We start from the raw sequence: 20,509 nt of genomic DNA, 5'->3' as shown, positions 1-20,509 counted from the left end.
GCCAGCAACTATGCCGCTAAAAAACACTGCAACGAACAAACCGCAGGAAATCGCCGCCATCGACCTCGGGTCGAACAGTTTCCACATGGTGATCGCCCGCGTCGTCAACGGCGCCTTACAGGTATTGGGCCGTTTAAAACAACGGGTGCATCTCGCCGACGGATTGGACAGCAACAACGTACTCAGTGAAGAGGCAATAGAACGCGGCCTGGCCTGCCTGGCGCTGTTTGCCGAACGGCTGCAGGGCTTCCCGGCGGATAACGTCACCATCGTTGGGACACACACCCTGCGCCAGGCGGTGAACGCCGAAGTATTCCTCAAGCGCGCCGCCAAAGTGATCCCCTACCCGATCGAAATCATCGCAGGTCAGGAAGAAGCGCGTCTGATCTTCATGGGCGTGGAACACACCCAGCCAGAGAAAGGCCGCAAGCTGGTGATCGACATCGGCGGCGGCTCCACCGAGCTGGTGATCGGCGAAGACTTCGAGCCGCTGCTGGCGGAAAGCCGCCGCATGGGCTGCGTCAGCTTCGCCCAGCTGTTCTTCCCGGGTGGCGAGATCAGCAAAAACAACTTCCGCCGCGCGCGGCTGGCGGCGGCGCAGAAGCTGGAAACGCTGGCCTGGCAGTACCGCATTCAAGGTTGGCAGTATGCGCTGGGCGCCTCGGGCACCATCAAGGCCGCCCACGAAGTGCTGGTGGCGATGGGAGAAAAAGACGGTCTCATCACCCTGGAACGTCTGGAAATGCTCACCGAACAGGTGCTGCAGTTCAAAAGCTTCGGCTCGCTGAGCCTGCCGGGGCTGTCGGAAGACCGCCAATCGGTATTCGTGCCGGGGCTGGCTATCCTGTGCGGCGTGTTCGATGCGCTGGCGATCCGCGATCTGCGCCTGTCCGACGGCGCGCTGCGCGAAGGCGTGCTGTATGAAATGGAAGGCCGTTTCCGCCACCAGGACATCCGCAGCCGCACCGCCAAGAGCCTGGCCGATCACTACAACATCGACCGCGAGCAGGCCAAACGAGTGCTGGAAACCACCGAGTTGCTCTACTCGCAGTGGATGGCGCAAAACACCAAGCTGGCGCATCCGCAGCTGGAGGCCCTGCTGAAATGGGCCGCCATGCTGCACGAGGTGGGGCTGAGCATCAACCACAGCGGCATGCACCGCCATTCGGCCTACATTCTGCAAAACTCCAACCTGCCTGGCTTCAACCAGGAACAGCAGCTGCTGCTGGCGGCGCTGGTACGCTTCCACCGCAAGGCGATCAAGCTGGAAGAGCTGCCGCGCCTTAACCTGTTCAAGAAGAAACACTACCTGCCGCTGATCCAGCTGCTGCGTCTGAGCACCCTGCTCAACAACCAGCGTCAGTCGACCACCACGCCGGAAACGCTGCGCCTGACCACCGACGACAACCACTGGACGCTGCGCTTCCCGGCCGGCTACCTGGCGCAGAACAACCTGGTGCAGCTGGATTTCGAACGCGAGCAGGCCTACTGGAACGACGTCGTCGGCTGGAAGCTGCTGATAGACGAAGAAGGCTCGCAAGACGAACAGCGCTCCGCCTGATCCCCCGCCCCCTGCCAGACAGGGGGTTTTTCTTTCCGCCTTCGCCCCGTCAACCTAAACGAAACCCTAATGCGCCGTGCCGCACGCCGGAAAAAAATGGACAACTTTTGTCATCAGCGCCTAAAATCCGGTTACAAATTCTCGAGCGAATAACACAGGACACCGGCATACCGGGTGATATATGCGCAAGAAAACCACCGGACAGATGACGAAGATAGTGTTGTTTATCAGCTTTATCATTTTAGTCGGCCGACTGCTGTACGCCGCCGTGGTGGCGGTGCCTCATCATCAGGAAAAAAAGCAGGCCGCTGCGCAAAACGCCGCCGAAGTCAGCGCGCCGCAACAGGACGCCTCCTCTGAATAACCGCCGCGCCCCGTCCGTTTCATAAAAATGACTCCGGCACCCGCTATGCTCTATCTTTTAATGAGCCTGCGTCAGGAACGCCGAGCGCCCGTTAAGGAACACCATGTCAGCCGCAACCCATAACGTCAAAAAAGTCGCTGAACACCGCCAGCGCATTCTCACTCTGCTGTTGAACAATAAGGAATTGGTCGACGGCATTCTCGGCCGGCCAGGCGATGAACACGCTCTCAGCCAAAGCGAACGGCTGAACCAAACGGCGGAAATCACCGGCCTGTTGGACGATATGCACGCCGCCGACCTGGCGGACCTGCTGGAAGCGCTGCCGCAGGACGAACGTATGGCGCTGTGGCGGCTGGTGGGCAACAGCAAGCGCGGCCAGACGCTGGTGGAAGTCGCCGAGCCGGTCTGGGACAGCCTGATCGAGGAAATGAGCGACAAAGACCTGCTCAAAGCGATCAAAACGCTGGACGTCGACGAACAGGCCTATCTGGCGCAATACCTGCCGCGTAACCTGATGGGCCGGCTGCTGACCTCGCTGGAACCGGAGCAGCGCGCCCAGGTGCGCGAGATGAGCCAGTACGCCAAAGACAGCGTCGGCTGGATGATGGATTTCGAACTGGTGACGGTGCGGCCGGACGTCACGCTCGGCGCGGTGCATCGTTTCTTGCGCATGCGCAAAACCATTCCCGACGCCACCGATAAACTGTTCGTCACCGACCGCAAAAACACCCTGCTGGGCGAGCTGCCGCTGACCGCAGTGCTGCTGAACGATCCGGAGATCCCGGTGCGCGACGTGATGGACAGCGATCCCGCCACCTTTCAGCCCGAAGACAAGGCCGATGAAGCGGCCGGCGCGTTCGAACGTTACGACCTGATCAGCGCCCCGGTGGTTGACGCCAAGGGCAAACTGATGGGCCGCCTGACCATCGAAGAGATCGTCGACGCCGTCAACGAAGAGAGCGACACCAACCTGCGCCGCATGGGCGGTTTGAGCCCGGAAGAAGACGTGTTCGCCCCGGTCAGCAAGGCGGTCAAGACCCGCTGGGCCTGGCTGGCGATCAACCTCTGCACCGCGTTCGTCGCCTCGCGCGTGATTGGCCTGTTCGAACACACCATTTCCCAGCTGGTGGCGCTGGCGGCGCTGATGCCGATCGTCGCCGGCATCGGCGGCAACACCGGCAACCAAACCATCACCATGATTGTGCGCGCACTGGCGCTGCACCAGATTGAAGTCGGCAACATCTCGCGCCTGATGCTCAGGGAGCTGGGCGTCGCCATCATCAACGGCGTGGTGTGGGGCGGCATCATGGGCGTGATCACCTGGCTGCTGTACGGCGACGCGGCGATGGGCGGCGTGATGACGCTGGCGATGCTGCTCAACCTGCTGCTGGCGGCGCTGATGGGCGTGGTAATCCCGATGACCATGCTCAAACTGGGCCGCGATCCGGCGGTCGGCTCGAGCGTGCTCATCACCGCGCTGACCGACACCGGCGGCTTTTTCATCTTCCTCGGCCTCGCCACCCTGTTCCTGCTGTAATACGCCAAAAGCCGGCCTCGCGCCGGCTTTTTCGTCATTCTGCCGCCGGGCTGGCGTTAACGCAGTAAAGTCGGCCTTCCCGGTAGGTTTTCCTCTCGCGCTGTACTACCCTTTGCCAATAAATCGTCTTAATTCATCCACGTCATGAATCCAATCACTGACAGAGGCCATCGGTAAGGGTGTCTATGGAGATCAGCGCGCCGAACACGTTCGGCACCCACAAAGGCGTCATGCTGACGCATTCCCTGTTCGTGGCGTTGGCGACGTTTCTGCTCGCCTTGCTGAGCCTGTCGCTGTCCAGCGAAGCCCGCCACTTCACGCCGCTGTGGTTCCCGACCGCCGCCGCGATCGCCGTGCTGTTCCGCCACGCCCCGCGCCACTGGGGCCTGCCGCTGCTGGCCAGCGGCCTCGGCATCGTGCTCGCCAGTTTCTTGCTGTTCGGCGTCAGCGCCACTCCCGTCAAGCTGGCCGCCATCAACCTGCTGGAAGCGGCGGTTTGCGCCCTGCTGCTGCGCCGCACACTGCCGGTGAACGATCCGCTGAGCGATCTGGGCTGCTGGCTGCGCTTTGTGGTGTGCGCGGTGATCTTCACCCCGCTGTTCAGCGCGCTGCTGGCCGCCGGGCTCTCGCCCACGCCGGATCAAACGTTCTGGCAATCGTTCGGCATCTGGTTCATCTCCGAAGCGATAGGGGTGCTGTCGCTGGCGCCGCTCGGCCTCACCTATCACCGCCGCACATTGGCGGCGCTGAACCCCTACCCGCTGCTGCTCACGCTGATGGGCTCCCTGGCCTTCAGCTACCTGGCGCTGACCTATCTGCCGTTCCCGTTCACCTTCGTCATCCTGCCGCTGCTGTGGGCCGCCATCGCGCTGCCGCGCTTCGAAGCCTTCGCCGTCTGTTTCTGCACCCTGCTGCTGATCACGGTGCTGATCTCGCTGGGCGTGCTGCACCTGCAGGCCTCTGCACACGTCTTCGGTGAGCTCGGCCTGTACTTGCCGATGCTGCTGATCCTGATCCCGGCGCACGCGATGGCGATGGTGATGCACACCTTCCGGGTGGAGAAACAGCACATCGTCGAGAGCGAGAGCCGGTTTCGCAGCGCGCTGGAGTATTCCGCCATCGGCATGGCGCTGGTGTCGCCGGAGGGCAAATGGCTACAGGTCAATCAGGCGCTGTGCAAACTGCTCGGCTATACGCCGGAAGGGCTGCATCGCCTGACGTTCCAGGCGATCACCCACCCGGACGACCTCAACGCCGATCTCAGCCAGCTGCACGATCTGCTCGACGGCCACATCAGCAGCTACACCATGGAGAAACGCTATATCCGCAGCGACGGCCAGACCGTTTGGGCGCTATTGGCCGTCTCGCTGGTGCGCGACGCCGAAGGGCAACCGCTGTACTTCATCTCTCAGGTCGAGGACATCAGCGGCCTCAAACGCAGCGAGGCGGAGAACAACCGGCTGGTGGAGCGCATTACACTGGCCAACCAGGTGGGCGGCGTCGGCATCTGGGAATGGGTGATGAACCAGGAAAACTTCACCTGGGATCAGCGTATGTTCGAACTCTACGATCTCAATCCCGACCAAACGCCGACGCTGGCGCTGTGGCGCAGCCTGCTGGTGCCGGAAGATCGCGAGCGCACCGATCGCGAACTGGCCGAGATCCTGGCGCAGCCGCGGCCGTTCATCATGGAATTTCGCATTACCACGCGCGCCGGCAAATTGCGCCATATTCGCGGCCAGGGCAACGTGATCCTCGACGACCACGGCCGGCCGCTACGTATGATCGGCACCAATATCGACATGACCGAGCTCAAGATCCTCGCCGAGGCGCTGCACGAAGAAAAAGAGCGTCTGCACATCACTCTCGACGCCATCGGCGAAGGGGTGATCTCCACCGACGGCCACCTGCGCATCACCTTTATGAACCCGGTGGCCGAGCAAATGTGCGGCTGGCCGCTCGACCTGGCGATCGGCATGCCGGTCGCCGGCGTGGTGCGCCTGACCAACGGCAAAGACGGCCCGGAAATCGAAAACCTCACGCAATACCCGCGGCAATGGCCGGCGGACTATGCGCTGGTGCTGCACAGCCGTGACGGGCGTTATTTCGACGTGCAGCAGTCGGTCTCACCGCTGAAAACTCTCGACGGCGAAACCATGGGCGCAGTCATGGTGCTGCAGGACGTCACCGCCTCGCGCGAACTGATGAAAAAGCTCAGCTATAGCGCCTCACACGACGCGCTGACCGGGTTGCCGAACCGCACCCGCTTCGAGAAGCAGCTGAAGGCGGCGATCGCCGCCACCGGGGAACCGTCGCCGCCGCATTCGCTGGTATTCCTCGATCTGGATCGGTTCAAGGCGGTGAACGACACCGCCGGCCATGCGGCGGGCGATGCCTTGCTGCGCGACATCGCTCAGTTGATGCGGCACCAGCTGCGCAATAGCGACTGCCTGGCTCGGTTGGGTGGCGACGAGTTCGGTCTGATCCTGTTCGACTGCCGGCTGGAACAGGCCAAATCGCTGGTACAGCAGGTGGTCAACCAAATCAGCCAGCATCCGTTCTATTGGGAAGGAAAAATTTACCGCGTCGGCGCCAGCGCCGGCATCACGCGCATCAGCGGCGACGCCAAAAGCAGCGAACTGTTGGCGCAGGCCGACATCGCCTGCTACACCGCCAAACACCACGGGCGCGGCCAGGTTTATCTATACGAAACGCGGCAAAAACAGCTGCTGGAACGGCAGCATGAATTGCTGAACTCGCAGGAGGTACAGGCCATCATCAGCGAGGGGCAACTGCGGCTGCTGACCCACGCGGTCGCGCCGCCGGCGACGCCGCTGTCGGCCGCGTTCCACCAGGTGAAGCTGCAGGTGATGGCACCGGACGATCGGCCGCTGCCGCACGAGGCGTTCATCGCCGCCGCGCAGCTGTACGGCCTGATGCCGGATATCGACCGCTGGGCGGTGGCGCAGCTGCTGGTATCGTGCGCCGACGACATCAAGCGCAAGGGGCTGTCGCTCGCGTTGCCGCTGGCCACCGACAGCCTGCTAAGCACCGACTTCCAGCGCTACCTGACGGAAACGGTGCGCGCCTCCTCGCTGCCGCCGCAGGCACTGCTGTTTAGCGTCGATGAGGCTGCGGTGCTGGAACATGCCGCGCAGTGCCGGGCATTTCTCCGCGAGCTGCAGCAGCTGGGCTGCCGACTGATCGTCAACGGCTTTGGGCATAACATCAATGCCTTCGATGAGTTGGGCGATCAGAAGATAGACATCATTCGCATCGATGAACGCTTTATCACCAACGTGCACTGCAACCAGATGGATGAACTGATGGTCTCGATGCTCAACGGCGCGGCGCATCGGATCAAGGCGCAGACGCTCGCCGGGCCGGCCCACCAGCCGGTGACGCTGCAGGCGCTGCGCGATGTCGGCGTCGATCTGGCAGACGGCGACCAGGTGGCGCTGGAGCAGCCGTTGGCGGTTCTACTCAGCGACGGCTACTTCGGCATCCGCTAACGCCTTCCCTCGCCGGCGCCGTCTCCCGGGCGGCGCCGCACGTCTCGTCTTTCACATTATGTTAACCCATACGAGATTAGTGATATAAATAACACCTGAAGCTTAAACGATTAAGTAAGATGAAGCTCCCATGCGGACATCGACGTATCCGTTGATTTTCCTCGACATGTGATAGCTCAGGGATAAGGGACTATGGAAAAGAAATGGTTTTCCGCCAGGGAACTGATGGGGAAAGCAGGGTTGCCCTCGACCCCGCAAGGGGTCAATCTGATGGCCCGGCGCGAAGGCTGGGTCAGCCGCCGCCGCAGCGGCGTGCAGGGTAAAGCGCTGGAATACCATATCGACAGCCTGCCGTTCGGCGCGCGCAGCCTGTCGGCCTTGCGCGAGGCCGACCATCCGGACTACGACATCAAACGCCAGGATCCGGTTCGGGTCTGGATCGAATATTACTACCATCTGACGCCGGCCGAGCGGGAAAAGCTGCTGGCGTTCCTGATGCGCGAAGGCATGAGCCGCCTGCTGCAGCTAATCGACGCCCCCCGCTAGCCCGAAACCTTAATCCTCCCCTTCCGGCGCCCAACCGTCGTTATGCCACAGGTGCAGCGTGGCGTAAGAGCGCCACGGGCGCCAACGCTCGGCATAGCGTTCGATCTGGCGCGGCGTCATGCCGGGGAAACGCTGTTTGATCAGGTAATCGCCCGCCAGGAACACGTCCGGCCACGACCAGGCGCGCATGGCGATATAGCTGGCGGTCCAGCTGCCGATGCCCGGCAGCGCGGTCAGCGCCTTGATGCCCTGTTCAATATCCAGCACGTTATCGAGCTGCAGCCGTCCTTCGCCCAGTGCGCGGGCGATCTCGATCAGCGCCGCCGCACGCTTCACCTGCACCCCGAGCGGGCGCAGTTCTTCGGGCTGCAGCTGCGCCACCCGTTCTGCGGTGGGGAAGACATGGGTGATGCCCTCATGCGGCGTTGCCAGGGCTTCCCCCCAGCGTTCGGCCATCCGCCCGGCGAAGGTCGCCGCCATTTTCACGCTGACCAACTGGCCCAGCACCGCACGCGCCGCCTGCTCGAAACTGTTCACGCAGCCCGGCAGGCGCAATCCCGGCGCATCGGCCGCCAGCGAACCCAGCGCCTCGTTGATGCGATCCGGCGCGGCGTCCAAATCGAACAGCAAGCGTACGCGGCGCAACACCTCCGTCGTCACCAGACTGAGCGCAGGCGCGATCTCGACCCTGACCCGGTTGCGCGCTTCTTCCGGCTGTACGCTGACCCAGCCGCAATACTCCGTGCCGGCCTGGCTGACGGCGATCGAGCGCAGGTAGCGGCGTCCCTCGACCCGCTCTACGCCCTGCACGGCGCGCGCCTGCAAGAAGTTCAGCATGCGATCCCAGTCATAGGGCGGCCGATAGCCCAGGTGGAACACCAGGCCGCTGGCGGCCGCCCGTTCACCACGCGCGCCGCCGCTGCGCAGCGCCGACGGGATCAGGCGGTAGCGCGCCTTGAACAGCTCGTTGAAACGCCGCAGGCTGCCGAAACCGGCGGCGAACGCCACCTCGCTGAGCGGCAGGTCGGTATCCGCCAACAGGCGCTTGGCCTGCAGCAGCCGGTGCGACTGCGCGTAATCGATCGGCGAAGCGCCAAACTGCTCGGCGAAGATACGCCGCAGGTGGCGATCGGAAATGCCGAGCCGCGCCGCCAGCGCTTCGCAACTGTGTTCGGACAGATAGCCCTGCTCGATGAGCTGCACCGCCACCTGCGCATAGCGGTTGCCCAGATCGATCAGCGCCAGACCGGGCGCCAGTTCCGGCCGGCATTTAAGGCAGGGGCGAAAGCCCGCCAGTTCGGCCGCCGCCGCGCTCGGATAGAAGGTGCAATTTTCCAGCTTTGGCGTGCGGGCGCTGCACACCGGGCGGCAATAAATGCCGGTGGAGGAGACGCCGACGAAAAAGCGGCCGTCGAATTTGCGGTCACGCGCGCGCAGCGCGTCGTACAACGCTTGCTGTTGAGTATTCATGGCAACGCTCGGGTTCGGTTTTTTCTGCATTATGAGGCTCGGCTGGCGCGCTGACGTGCGGAATTCGGACATTAAGTTAAGCATGCCGATGCCACGCCCGCTAAATTTTTCGACACTCGCGCATCGGCGCATTGCCCACCGGCCCCGTCTCGGGTAAAGTCGCCCCCCTTCATTGGCATGGGGATAAAAAAGAGATGTTTATTGGATTCGACTATGGGACAGCCAACTGTTCCGTCGCGGTGATGCGCGACCACGGCCCCGAGCTGCTGACGCTGGAAAACAACGAACCGTATCTGCCTTCGATGCTGTGCGCGCCGACCCGCGAAGCGGTGAGCGAATGCCTGCACCGCCATTGGCAGGTGCCGACCGGCAGCGAAGAAAACCAGCAGCTGCTGCGCCGCGCCATCAGTTACAACCGCGAAGAAGACATCCCGGTCAACGGCGACAGCGTGCTGTTCGGCCTGCAGGCGCTGGCGCACTACATGGAAGATCCGGAAGAAGTGTACTTCGTGCGCTCGCCGAAGTCCTTTCTCGGCGCCAACGGCCTGAAACCGCAGCAGATCGCGCTGTTCGAAGACCTGGTGTGCGCCATGATGTTCCACATCAAGCGCCAGGCGGAAAACGTGCTGCAGACCGGCATCGATCAGGCGGTGATCGGCCGGCCGATCAACTTCCAGGGCATCGGCGGCGACGAAGCCAACCGGCAGGCGCAGGGCATTTTGCAGCGCGCCGCCGAACGCGCCGGTTTCAAAGCCATTGAATTCCAGTTCGAGCCGGTGGCAGCCGGGCTGGACTTCGAGGCGACGCTGAGCGAAGAACAAACCGTGCTGGTAGTGGACATCGGCGGCGGCACCACCGACTGCTCGGTGCTGCTGATGGGGCCGCAGTGGCGCGACCGCGCCGATCGTCAGCAGAGCCTGCTGGGCCACAGCGGCTGCCGGGTCGGCGGTAACGATCTGGACATCATGCTGGCCTTCAAACAGCTGATGCCGCTGTTCGGCCTGGGCGGCGAAACCGGGAAAGGCATCGCCCTGCCAGCGCTGCCTTACTGGAACGCGGTGGCGACCAACGACGTGCCGGCGCAAAACGACTTCTACAGCGCCGCCAACGGCCGCGTGCTGCGCGATCTGATCCTCGACGCGGCGGAGCCGGAAAAGGTCAAACGCCTGCTGAAAGTGTACCAGCAGCGCCTGAGCTACCGACTGGTGCGCGCGGCCGAAGAGAGTAAGATAGCCCTGTCCGGCCAAACGGCCATCAGCGCGCCGCTCAGCTTCGTGCAGGCCGATCTGGCGGAGAGCATCAGCCAGGCCCAGCTCGCCGACGCCATCTCGCAGCCGTTGATGCGCATTCAGGAGCAGGTCAGCGCCGCGCTGGCCAGCAGCCAGACCGCACCGCAGGTAATCTACCTGACCGGCGGCAGCGCGCGCTCACCGCTGCTGCGCGCCGCGCTGCAACAGCAGCTGCCGGGCATTCCGATCGTCGGCGGCAACGACTTCGGCTCGGTCACCGCCGGGCTGGCGCGCTGGGCGCAAACGCTGTTCCGTTGACAGCCCAAGGGCGCGGTTCGCCGCGCCCTTGCTCATTGGAGGCTATGCATCATGTCAACCATCCTTACCCTCGACAGCACCAGGCTGCGGCTGCGCGCCTGGCGCGACGACGATCTGCCGGCCTTCGCCGCGCTTAACGCCGATCCGCAGGTGATGCGCTATTTCCCGGCGACGATGACGGCCGAGGAAAGCCACGCGCAGGCCGAACGCATCCGCGCCTTCATGCAACAACATGGCTGGGGGCTATGGGCGGTGGAAGTGAAAGGCGGCGCGCCTTTTATCGGTTTTGTCGGGCTGGCGCGGCCGGGCGACGATCTGCCTTGCTCCCCCTGCGTAGAGATTGGCTGGCGGCTGGCGGCGGCCCACTGGGGCAACGGCTACGCCGCTGAAGCGGCACGCGCTGTGCTGGCGTGCGCCTTCGACACGCTGCACTTGCCGGAAGTGGTGTCCTTCACCGCCGAAAATAACCAGCCGTCGCGCCGGGTAATGACGCGCATCGGTATGCAGTTTGACGGCGAAACCTTCCTGCACCCGCGCCTGCCGACGGGCCATCCGCTGCAAAAGCACGTCTTGTACCGGCTGAACCGGCAAACGTGGCGCGAACGCCACGGCGATTAATACAGCGTATCCTTCAGTCGCTGCGGCAACGCGCTGTCATACTCCTCACCGTCGAAGCGCGTTTGGCTCACCGCGGCCAAAATATGGCCGGGGCTGGGCAGCGCCGAACGTTCGAGGCGGCTGCCCTCTTCCCAGAGTCCCGAACGCAAGATCGCCCGGCTGCACTGGAAGAACACCGCCTCCACCCGAATCCGCAGCACCGAACGCGGCAGCTGATTGCGGTGGGCGAAGCGTTGCAGCACCGCCGGCGCCACCACGATCTCCGCCCGCCCGTTAATCCGCAGCGTTTCACCGATGCCGGGGATCAGCAACAGCAGCGCTACCCGGTTGTCGTGCAGGATATTGCGCAGGCTATCGATGCGGTTATTGCCGCGCCGGTCCGGCAGCAGCAAGGTTTTCTCGTCTTCGATATGGATAAAACCGGCCGGATCGCCGCGTGGCGAGACATCCATGCCGTCCGGCCCGACCGTCGAGAGAGCGGCAAACGGCGCCGCCTCGATAAACGGGCGGTACGCCGGGTGGATATAGCTGACTTCTTTAAAAACCGAGGGCGCGGCGGGTTTGCCGTACAGCTGTTCCAGCGTCGCGAGGTCGTTGATGGTATCACCAGACATTGCGGTTTCCTGAATGGGCCATGTTGACCCCTTCAGCATAGAGCAAAATCGCCGCCGGGTAACGCCCCCTACTCGGCGCTGGCGTCGTTCAGCGCCTGAATGTCGTCCGCATCCAGCGTCAGCTGGGTGGCGCTGACCAACTCATCCAGCTGCGGCAACGAGGTCGCGCTGACGATCGGCGCGGTGATGCTCGGGCGCGCTATCAGCCAGGCCAGCGAGACCTGCGCCGGGGAGCTGCCGTGCTTGCCCGCCACCTGATCCAGCGCCGCCAGAATGCGGAAGCCGCGCGGATTAAGGTAGCGTTCGACGATGCGATCGCCACGCTGGCTTTTGCCCTCGTCCGCTTTGCTGCGATATTTGCCGGTCAGGAAGCCGCTGGCCAGCGCGAAGAAATTGATCACCCCGAGGCCATGGCGCTGCGCCACACCTTCCAGCTCGGCTTCATACCCTTCACGCGCATACAGGTTGTACTCCGGCTGCAGGGTTTCATAACGCGCCAGCCCGTTGCTTTCGCTCACCCGCAGCGCTTCTTCCAGGCGATCCGCCTGATAGTTGGAGGCGCCGATCGCCCGCACCTTGCCGGCCTTGATCAGCGCATCGAACGCCGCCAGCGTCTCTTCCAACGGCGTATCGCGGTCATCATCGTGCGACTGATAAAGATCGATATAATCCGTTTGCAGGCGGCGCAGCGAATCTTCCACCGCCTGCTGAATATAGCGCGGCGACAGCCCCTGTTTGCCTTCGCCCATCGGTTTGCCCACCTTGGTGGCGATGATCACCTGGTCGCGCTTGCCGCTCTTCTTGAGCCATTCGCCGATGACGGTTTCCGATTCGCCGCCCCGGTTGCCCGGCGCCCAGCTGGAATAGACATCGGCGGTGTCGATAAAGTTGAGCTGATTGTCCACCAGCGCATCCAGCAGGCTGAAAGAGGTCGCTTGATCCGCCGTCCAGCCGAACACGTTGCCGCCGAAGGTCAACGCCGGCACCTGGATGCCCGAACGGCCCAGTTGTTTCTTGCTCATTATAAGGCTCCATGGGTTAAATGATTTGCTCGTTAATTATTAGCGCTGAATGCAGAAAGTCGTTAAAACACATTGGCTATAAGTTAAAAGCCAACGCTTATAAACATAGCAGGCAACAATCGTTAACTTATTCGGAAAATGCTGACGGTTCCTCCTTATTTCCTTCATTTTTATGCCGCTTTGGCTAGCTAAACTAGTATTCTGTAAGGAGTGCTATTTTTGTGGCAACGCGTGCCCGCACGCTTGTCCTTTGGAGAGAATTTTCGCCGCCATGAATGCAAAACCCCAACGTCGTTCCCTGATGCTGCGCCTGCTGGTTGTCGCCATCGTGGCCATTGCCGCCGTACTGATTTGGCGCCATTTCAATACCGCACCGCCGGCCGCTGAAACACCGGCGGCTGCCCGTCCTGCCGGTGGAGGCAAAGGGGCGGCCGGTGGCAAACGACGCGGCAATCTGTCGCCGGTTCAGGTGGCCACGGCCACGCAGCAATCGGTGCCAAGCTATCTGATCGGGCTGGGTACCGTCACCGCTGCCAATACCGTTACCGTCACCAGCCGGGTCGATGGCCAATTGATGACGCTGCACTTCACCGAAGGGCAACAGGTGAAAGCCGGCGATCTGCTGGCAGAGATCGATCCGCGGCCCTTCCAGGTGCAGCTGACACAGGCGCAAGGGCAGCTGGCAAAAGACCAGGCAACGCTGGCCAACGCCCGGCGCGATCTGGCGCGCTATCAGCAACTGGTGAAAACCAACCTGGTTTCCCGCCAGGAGCTGGATACGCAGGCCTCACTGGTGCAGCAGACCGAAGGGTCAATCAAGGCCGATCAGGGCGCGGTGGACAGCGCTCAGCTGCAGCTGACCTACAGCAAAATCATCGCGCCGATCTCCGGTCGCGTGGGTCTCAAGCAGGTCGATATGGGCAACTACATCACCAGCGGCACCACGGCCATCGTGGTGATCACGCAAACGCACCCGATCGAGGTGGTGTTCACCCTGCCGGAAGGCAACATCAGCGAAATCATGAAGGCACAGAAAACAGGGCCGGTCAGCGTCGAAGCCTGGGGGCGCACCAACAAGACCCTGCTGGCGCAGGGCAACCTGCTCAGCCTGGACAACCAGATAGACACCACCACCGGCACCATCAAGCTGAAGGCGCAGTACGCCAACCAGGACGATGCGCTGTTCCCCAATCAGTTCGTCAATGCGCGGCTGAAAGTCGCCACGTTGCAAAACGCCATCGTGGTGCCGACCGCCGCGGTGCAAATGGGTAACGAAGGCAACTTCGTCTGGACGATGGACGATGAGAACAAGGTCAGCAAACGCCTGGTCACCATCGGCATTGAAGACAGCCAGAACGTGGTCATCGCCAGCGGCCTGAACGCCGGGCAGCGTGTGGTGACCGACGGCATCGATCAACTGACGGAGGGCATGAAGGTCGAGGTGGTGACGCCGCAGACCCCGGCGGCCGGCGGCAACGCCACACCGCACGCCAAGCGGGAGAAAGCCTGATGCAGGTGATGACGCCGAACCCCGGCGGCGGGCCGTCCCGCCTGTTTATCCTGCGCCCGGTCGCCACTACGCTGCTGATGGTGGCGATCCTGCTGGCGGGGATCATCGGCTACCGCGCGCTGCCTGTTTCCGCCCTGCCGGAGGTCGATTATCCGACCATTCAGGTGGTGACGCTGTACCCCGGCGCCAGCCCGGACGTGGTGACCTCTGCCATCACCGCGCCGCTGGAGCGCCAGTTCGGGCAAATGTCCGGCCTCAAACAGATGCTGTCGCAAAACTCCGGCGGCGCCTCGGTGATCACCCTGCAGTTTCAGCTGGCGCTGTCGCTGGATGTCGCCGAGCAGGAGGTGCAGGCGGCGATCAACTCCGCCACCAACCTGCTGCCGACCGATCTGCCCTACCCGCCGATCTACAGCAAGGTTAACCCCGCCGATCCACCGATCCTGACGCTGGCCGTCACCTCCACCGCCATGCCGATGACGCAGGTGGAAGACATGGTGGAAACGCGCGTGGCGCAGAAGATTTCCCAGGTGACCGGCGTCGGCCTGGTTACCCTTTCCGGCGGCCAGCGCCCGGCGGTGCGCGTGAAGCTCAACGCGCCGGCGATGGCGGCCAACGGACTCGACAGCGAAACCGTGCGCACCGCCATCACGGCCGCCAACGTCAACTCCGCCAAAGGCAGCCTGGACGGCCCGACCCACTCGGTCACCCTGTCCGCCAACGATCAGATGAAATCTGCCGATGAGTACCGGCGGCTGATCGTCGCCTACAAAAACGGCGCGCCGATCCGCCTGCAGGACATCGCCACCGTCGAACAGGGTGCGGAAAACACCCGGCTGGCGGCCTGGGCCAACAAGCAGCCGGCGATCGTGCTGAACATTCAGCGCCAGCCCGGCGTCAACGTCATCACCACCGCCGACAGCATTCGCGAAATGCTGCCGACACTGATTAAAAGCCTGCCCAAGTCGGTCGACGTCAAGGTGCTGACCGACCGCACCACCACCATTCGCGCCTCGGTCAGCGACGTGCAGTTCGAGCTGCTGCTGGCGATCGCGCTGGTGGTGATGGTGATTTACGTGTTCCTGCGCAACGTGCCGGCAACCATTATCCCCAGCGTGGCGGTGCCGCTGTCGCTGGTCGGCACCTTCGCCGCCATGTACTTCCTCGGTTTCTCCATCAACAACCTGACGCTGATGGCGCTGACCATCGCCACCGGCTTCGTGGTGGACGACGCCATCGTGGTGATCGAGAACATCTCGCGTTACATCGAGAAAGGCGAAAAACCGCTCGACGCCGCGCTGAAAGGGGCCGGCGAAATCGGCTTCACCATCATCTCGCTGACCTTCTCGCTGGTGGCGGTGCTGATCCCGCTGCTGTTCATGGGCGACATCGTCGGCCGCCTGTTCCGCGAGTTCGCCGTGACGTTGGCGGTGGCGATTCTGATCTCCGCCGTGGTGTCGCTGACGCTGACGCCGATGATGTGCGCCCGCCTGTTGAGCCACGAGTCGCTGCGCAAACAGAACCGTTTCTCCGCTGCCTCCGAGCGCTTCTTCGAACGCGTGATCGCCGGCTACGGCCGCTGGCTGAAAGTGGTGCTCGCCCACCAGTGGCTGACGCTGTGCGTGGCGTTGAGCACCCTGGCGATCACCGTGCTGCTCTATTTGTTCATCCCCAAGGGCTTCTTCCCGATCCAGGATAACGGCCTGATCCAGGGCACGCTGGAAGCGCCGCAGTCGGTATCGTTCAGCAAAATGGCGGCACTGCAACAGCAGGTCGCCGCGCAGGTGCTGCAAGATCCGGCGGTAGAGAGCCTGACCTCGTTTATCGGCGTCGACGGCACTAACGCCGCGCTCAACAGCGGCCGGCTGCAGATCAACCTGAAACCGTTGAGCGAACGCAGCGGCAGCCTGCAAAGCATCATCGACCGGATGCAGGAAAAAGCGGCGACGCTGCCCGGCCTGAAGCTCTACCTGCAGCCGGTGCAGGATCTGACCATCGATACCCAGGTCAGCCGCACGCAGTACCAGTTCACCCTGCAGGCGATGTCCCTCGAGCAGCTCAGCCAATGGGTGCCGCAGCTGGTCGACGAACTGCAACAGACGCCTGAACTGCAGGACGTCAGCAGCGACTGGCAGGATCAGGGGCTGGAGGCCTATATCAACGTCGATCGCGACTCGGCTTCGCGCCTCGGTATCCAGATGAGCGACGTGGACAGCGCGCTATACAACGCCTTCGGCCAGCGCCTGATCTCCACCATCTATACCCAGGCCAACCAGTACCGCGTGGTGCTTGAGCATGACGTGCAGGCGACGCCGGGGCTGGCGGCGCTGAACGACATCCGGCTGACCAGCAGCAGCGGCGCCGTGGTGCCGCTGAATACCATCGCCAAAATAGAACAGCGCAACGGGCCGCTGGCGATCAACCATCTCGACCAATTCCCGTCGACCACGGTCTCCTTCAACGTGGCGGAGGGCTATTCGCTGGAAGAAGCGGTCAACGCCATCACCCAGGTCGAGAAGACCCTGGCGATGCCGAAAGACATCACCACCAAATTCCAGGGCGCGACCCTGGCCTTCCAGGCGGCGCTCGGCAGCACGCTGTGGCTGATCCTGGCGGCGGTGGTGGCGATGTATATCGTGCTGGGCGTGCTGTATGAAAGCTTCATTCATCCGGTGACCATCCTCTCCACCCTGCCGACCGCCGGGGTCGGCGCGCTGCTGGCGCTGATGCTGGCAGGCAGCGAACTGGACGTGATCGCCATCATCGGCATCATCCTGCTGATCGGCATCGTGAAGAAAAACGCCATCATGATGATCGACTTCGCCCTGGCCGCCGAACGCGAGCAGGGCATGAAGCCCTATGACGCCATCTATCAGGCCTGCCTGCTGCGTTTTAGGCCGATCCTGATGACCACGCTGGCCGCCCTGCTCGGCGCGCTGCCCCTGATGCTCAGCACCGGCGTCGGCGCGGAGCTGCGCCGGCCGCTCGGCATCTGCATGGTCGGCGGCCTGATCATGAGTCAGATGCTGACGCTGTTCACCACCCCGGTGATCTACCTGCTGTTCGATAAACTGGCGCGCAATACCCACGCCAAAAAAGACGAAGCGCGGGAGACACCGTGAAATTCTTCTCGCTGTTTATCTTCCGGCCGGTGGCCACCACCCTGCTGACGCTGGCGATTGCGCTGGCGGGCGCGTTGGGCTTCAGCCTGCTGCCCGTCGCGCCGCTGCCACAGGTGGACTACCCGGTAATCTCCGTCACCGCAACTTTGCCGGGCGCCGATCCGGAAACCATGGCGACCTCGGTCGCCACCCCGCTGGAGCGCGCGCTCAGCCGCATCGCCGGGGTTAACGAAATGACCTCGATGAGCTCGCTCGGCAGCACCCGCGTTGTCCTGCAGTTCGATCTCAGCCGCGACATCAACGGCGCCGCGCGCGACGTGCAGGCGGCGATCAACGCCGCGCAAAGCCTGTTGCCTTCCGGCATGCCGAGCCGACCCACCTATCGGCAGATGAACCCGTCGGACGCGCCGATCATGATCCTGACGCTCACCTCCGACACCTACAGCCAGGGGCAACTTTACGACTTCGCCTCCACCCAGCTGGCGCAGAAGATCGCTCAAACCGAGGGCGTCGGCGACGTCACCGTCGGCGGCAGCTCGCTGCCTGCGGTGCGGGTGGAGCTGAACCCTTCCGCGCTGTTTAACCAGGGCGTCTCGCTGGACAGCGTGCGCCAGGCCATCAGCAACGCCAACCTGCGCACGCCGCTCGGCTCGACCGAAAGCCAGGACAAGCGCTGGCAGATCCAGAGCAACGACCAGATCAAGAAGGCCGAGGGCTACAAGCCGCTGATCGTGCATTACAACAACGGCTCCGCCGTCCGGCTGAGCGACGTCGCCAACGTCATCGACTCGGTGCAGGACGTGCGCAACGCCGGGATGACCAACGCCCAACCGGCGATCCTGCTGGTGGTCAGCCGTTCGCCGGACGCCAACATCATCGCCACCGTCGATCGCATCCGCGCCGAACTGCCCGATCTGCAGGCCAGCATTCCGGCCTCGATCAAGCTGAACATCGCGCAGGATCGTTCGCCGACCATTCGCGCCTCGCTGGCGGAAGTGGAGCAATCGCTGGTCATCGCCATCGCGCTGGTGATCCTGGTGGTGTTCGCCTTCCTGCGCTCCGGCCGCGCCACGCTGATCCCCGCCGTCGCGGTGCCGGTGTCGTTGATCGGCACCTTTGCCGCCATGTATCTGTGCGGCTTTAGCCTCAACAACCTGTCGCTGATGGCGCTGACCATCGCCACCGGCTTCGTGGTGGACGACGCCATCGTGGTGCTGGAAAACATTTCCCGCCACGTGGAAGCCGGCATCAAGCCGCTGCAGGCGGCGCTGCAAGGGATACGCGAGGTCGGCTTTACCGTGCTTTCGATGAGCATGTCGCTGGTGGCGGTGTTCATTCCGCTGCTGCTGATGGAGGGGCTGCCGGGGCGCCTGTTCCGCGAGTTCGCCGTTACCCTGTCGGTGTCTATCGGGCTGTCGCTGATCATCTCGCTGACGCTCACGCCAATGATGTGCGCCTACCTGCTGCGCCCGCAAACGGAACGCGCGCAGCAGCGCGTGCGCGGCTTCGGCAAGCTGTTGCTGAAACTGCAGCAGGGCTATGGCCGCTCGCTGCACTGGGTGCTCGATCATGCCCGCTGGGTGCTGGCGATCCTGCTGGCGACGGTAGCGCTGAACGTCTGGCTGTATATCAGCGTCCCGAAAACCTTCTTCCCGGAACAGGATACCGGCCGCCTGATGGGCTCCATTCAGGCCGATCAGAGCATCTCGTTCCAGGCGATGCGCCAAAAGCTGCAGGATTTCATGACCATCGTGCGCGACGATCCGGCGGTGGATAACGTCACCGGCTTTACCGGCGGCTCGCGCACCAACAGCGGCTCGATGTTCATCTCGCTCAAGCCGCTGTCCGAACGTAAGGACAGCGCGCAGCAGGTGATCGCCCGCCTGCGCACCAAGCTGGCAAAAGAGCCCGGTGCCAGTCTGTTCCTGATGGCGGTGCAAGATATCCGCGTCGGCGGCCGGCAGGCCAACGCCAGCTACCAGTACACGCTGCTGTCGGACGATTTGAGCGCCCTGCGCACCTGGGAACCGAAAATCCGCACCGCGCTGGCCGCCCTGCCGGAGCTGGCAGACGTCAACTCGGATCAGCAGGATAAAGGCTCGGAGATGGATCTGATTTACGATCGCGACACCATGTCCCGCCTCGGCATCTCGGTGTCCGACGCCAACAACCTGTTGAACAACGCCTTCGGTCAGCGCCAGATCTCGACCATCTATCAGCCACTCAACCAATATAAGGTGGTGATGGAAGTGGCGCCGCCCTACACCCAGGACGTGAGTTCACTGGACAAAATGTTCATCATCAACAGCGAAGGCAAGGCGATACCGCTCTCCTACTTCGCGCACTGGCAGCCGGCCAATACGCCGCTGGCGGTGAATCACCAGGGTCTGTCCGCCGCCTCCACCATCTCGTTCAACCTGCCGCTCGGTGTCAGCCTGGGAGACGCCACTGACGCCGTCACCCGCACCATGACCCAGCTCGGCGTGCCGCCCGCGGTACGCGGCGCTTTCGCCGGCACCGCCCAAGTGTTCCAGGATACCCTGAAATCGCAGGTGATCCTGATCCTGGCGGCGATCGCCACGGTGTACATCGTGCTCGGCGTGCTGTACGAGAGCTATATCCATCCGCTGACCATCCTCTCCACGCTGCCTTCCGCGGGCGTGGGCGCGCTGCTGGCGCTCGAGCTGTTCGGCGCGCCGTTCAGCCTGATCGCGCTGATCGGCATCATGCTGTTGATCGGTATCGTGAAGAAAAACGCCATCATGATGGTCGACTTCGCGCTCGAAGCGCAGCGCAACGGCGGCATCAGCGCCCGCGAGGCGATTTTCCAGGCCAGCCTGCTGCGTTTCCGGCCGATCATGATGACCACGCTGGCGGCGTTGTTCGGCGCGCTGCCGCTGGTGCTGGCCAGCGGCGATGGCGCCGAGCTGCGCCAGCCGCTCGGCATCACCATCGCCGGCGGTCTGGTGATGAGCCAGCTGCTGACGCTGTACACCACGCCGGTGGTCTATCTTTACTTCGACCGGCTGCAGGCGAAGTTCCGCCGCAGTAAGCAACTGGCCCCACTGCCCCATTAATGGCCGACC

At 63.2% G+C, this 20,509-nt stretch carries 13 protein-coding genes; 10 read left to right on the top strand and 3 right to left on the bottom strand.

The genetic code is table 11. The features are described from left to right. Window positions 1–10 precede the first annotated feature (10 nt). From ppx to FHU12_RS02875, 5 genes are all read left to right on the top strand, one after another. Window positions 11–1,561 carry an exopolyphosphatase gene (gene ppx, locus FHU12_RS02895; protein WP_141967311.1) on the top strand — a complete coding sequence of 517 codons (1,551 nt, stop codon included), beginning with the start codon at window positions 11–13 and terminating at the stop codon, window positions 1,559–1,561. A 181-nt stretch (window positions 1,562–1,742) separates the two neighbouring features. Next, window positions 1,743–1,925 (top strand): YfgG family protein, encoded by a 183-nt coding sequence (locus tag FHU12_RS02890; RefSeq protein ID WP_004941600.1) that lies wholly within the window; start codon window positions 1,743–1,745, stop codon window positions 1,923–1,925. Between the two features lie 103 nt (window positions 1,926–2,028). Then, window positions 2,029–3,462, top strand: coding sequence for a magnesium transporter (mgtE, locus tag FHU12_RS02885; RefSeq protein ID WP_141967309.1), 1,434 nt, complete (start codon window positions 2,029–2,031; stop codon window positions 3,460–3,462). 185 nt (window positions 3,463–3,647) lie between these two features. Continuing rightward, a complete protein-coding gene (locus FHU12_RS02880; RefSeq protein ID WP_141967307.1) occupies window positions 3,648–6,974 on the top strand; it encodes a diguanylate cyclase in 3,327 nt (1,108 codons plus the stop codon). A 192-nt stretch (window positions 6,975–7,166) separates the two neighbouring features. Beyond that, complete coding sequence (locus tag FHU12_RS02875; RefSeq protein ID WP_141967305.1) at window positions 7,167–7,520, top strand: DNA-binding protein; 354 nt, start codon at window positions 7,167–7,169, stop codon at window positions 7,518–7,520. Between the two features lie 9 nt (window positions 7,521–7,529). Here the strand turns inward: FHU12_RS02875 and alkA are convergent, their stop codons facing one another. Then, on the bottom strand, window positions 7,530–9,020 hold the full coding sequence (gene alkA / locus FHU12_RS02870) for a DNA-3-methyladenine glycosylase 2 (RefSeq protein ID WP_141967303.1): 1,491 nt from the start codon (window positions 9,018–9,020) through the stop codon (window positions 7,530–7,532). 164 nt (window positions 9,021–9,184) lie between these two features. Between alkA and yegD the strand changes: the two genes are divergently transcribed. Both yegD and FHU12_RS02860 read left to right on the top strand, forming a co-directional pair. Beyond that, a complete protein-coding gene (yegD, locus tag FHU12_RS02865; protein WP_141967300.1) occupies window positions 9,185–10,537 on the top strand; it encodes a molecular chaperone in 1,353 nt (450 codons plus the stop codon). A 51-nt stretch (window positions 10,538–10,588) separates the two neighbouring features. Then, window positions 10,589–11,155, top strand: a complete 567-nt coding sequence (locus FHU12_RS02860) for a GNAT family N-acetyltransferase (protein WP_141967298.1) — start codon at window positions 10,589–10,591, stop codon at window positions 11,153–11,155. Here the strand turns inward: FHU12_RS02860 and FHU12_RS02855 are convergent. Together FHU12_RS02855 and FHU12_RS02850 are read right to left on the bottom strand one after the other, a co-directional pair. Then, entirely contained in the window at window positions 11,152–11,769 is a 618-nt protein-coding gene (locus FHU12_RS02855; protein WP_141967297.1) for a pyridoxamine 5'-phosphate oxidase family protein, read from the bottom strand. The genes FHU12_RS02860 and FHU12_RS02855 overlap by 4 nt on opposite strands. A gap of 68 nt (window positions 11,770–11,837) precedes the next feature. Continuing rightward, window positions 11,838–12,791: an aldo/keto reductase gene (locus FHU12_RS02850; RefSeq protein WP_141967295.1), complete on the bottom strand. Its 954-nt coding sequence runs from the start codon at window positions 12,789–12,791 to the stop codon at window positions 11,838–11,840. 271 nt (window positions 12,792–13,062) lie between these two features. On the opposite strand from FHU12_RS02850, the gene FHU12_RS02845 reads away from it, so the two are divergent. Genes FHU12_RS02845 through mdtC form a run of 3 tightly spaced genes read left to right on the top strand, consistent with a single transcriptional unit; the run spans window position 13,063 to window position 20,500 of the window. Then, a complete protein-coding gene (locus FHU12_RS02845; protein WP_141967292.1) occupies window positions 13,063–14,301 on the top strand; it encodes an MdtA/MuxA family multidrug efflux RND transporter periplasmic adaptor subunit in 1,239 nt (412 codons plus the stop codon). Further along, on the top strand, window positions 14,301–17,423 hold the full coding sequence (locus FHU12_RS02840; protein WP_141967290.1) for an MdtB/MuxB family multidrug efflux RND transporter permease subunit: 3,123 nt from the start codon (window positions 14,301–14,303) through the stop codon (window positions 17,421–17,423). Before FHU12_RS02845 ends, FHU12_RS02840 begins: the two co-directional genes overlap by 1 nt. Next, on the top strand, window positions 17,420–20,500 hold the full coding sequence (gene mdtC / locus FHU12_RS02835; RefSeq protein WP_141967288.1) for a multidrug efflux RND transporter permease subunit MdtC: 3,081 nt from the start codon (window positions 17,420–17,422) through the stop codon (window positions 20,498–20,500). Before FHU12_RS02840 ends, mdtC begins: the two co-directional genes overlap by 4 nt. Window positions 20,501–20,509: the final 9 nt, after the last annotated feature.

This window comes from Serratia marcescens, from assembly GCF_006715005.1.
Taxonomy (GTDB): Bacteria; Pseudomonadota; Gammaproteobacteria; order Enterobacterales; family Enterobacteriaceae; genus Serratia; species Serratia montpellierensis.
The sequence above is the reverse complement of the archived record's forward strand: the minus strand, read 5'-3'. Positions and strand labels throughout refer to the sequence as shown.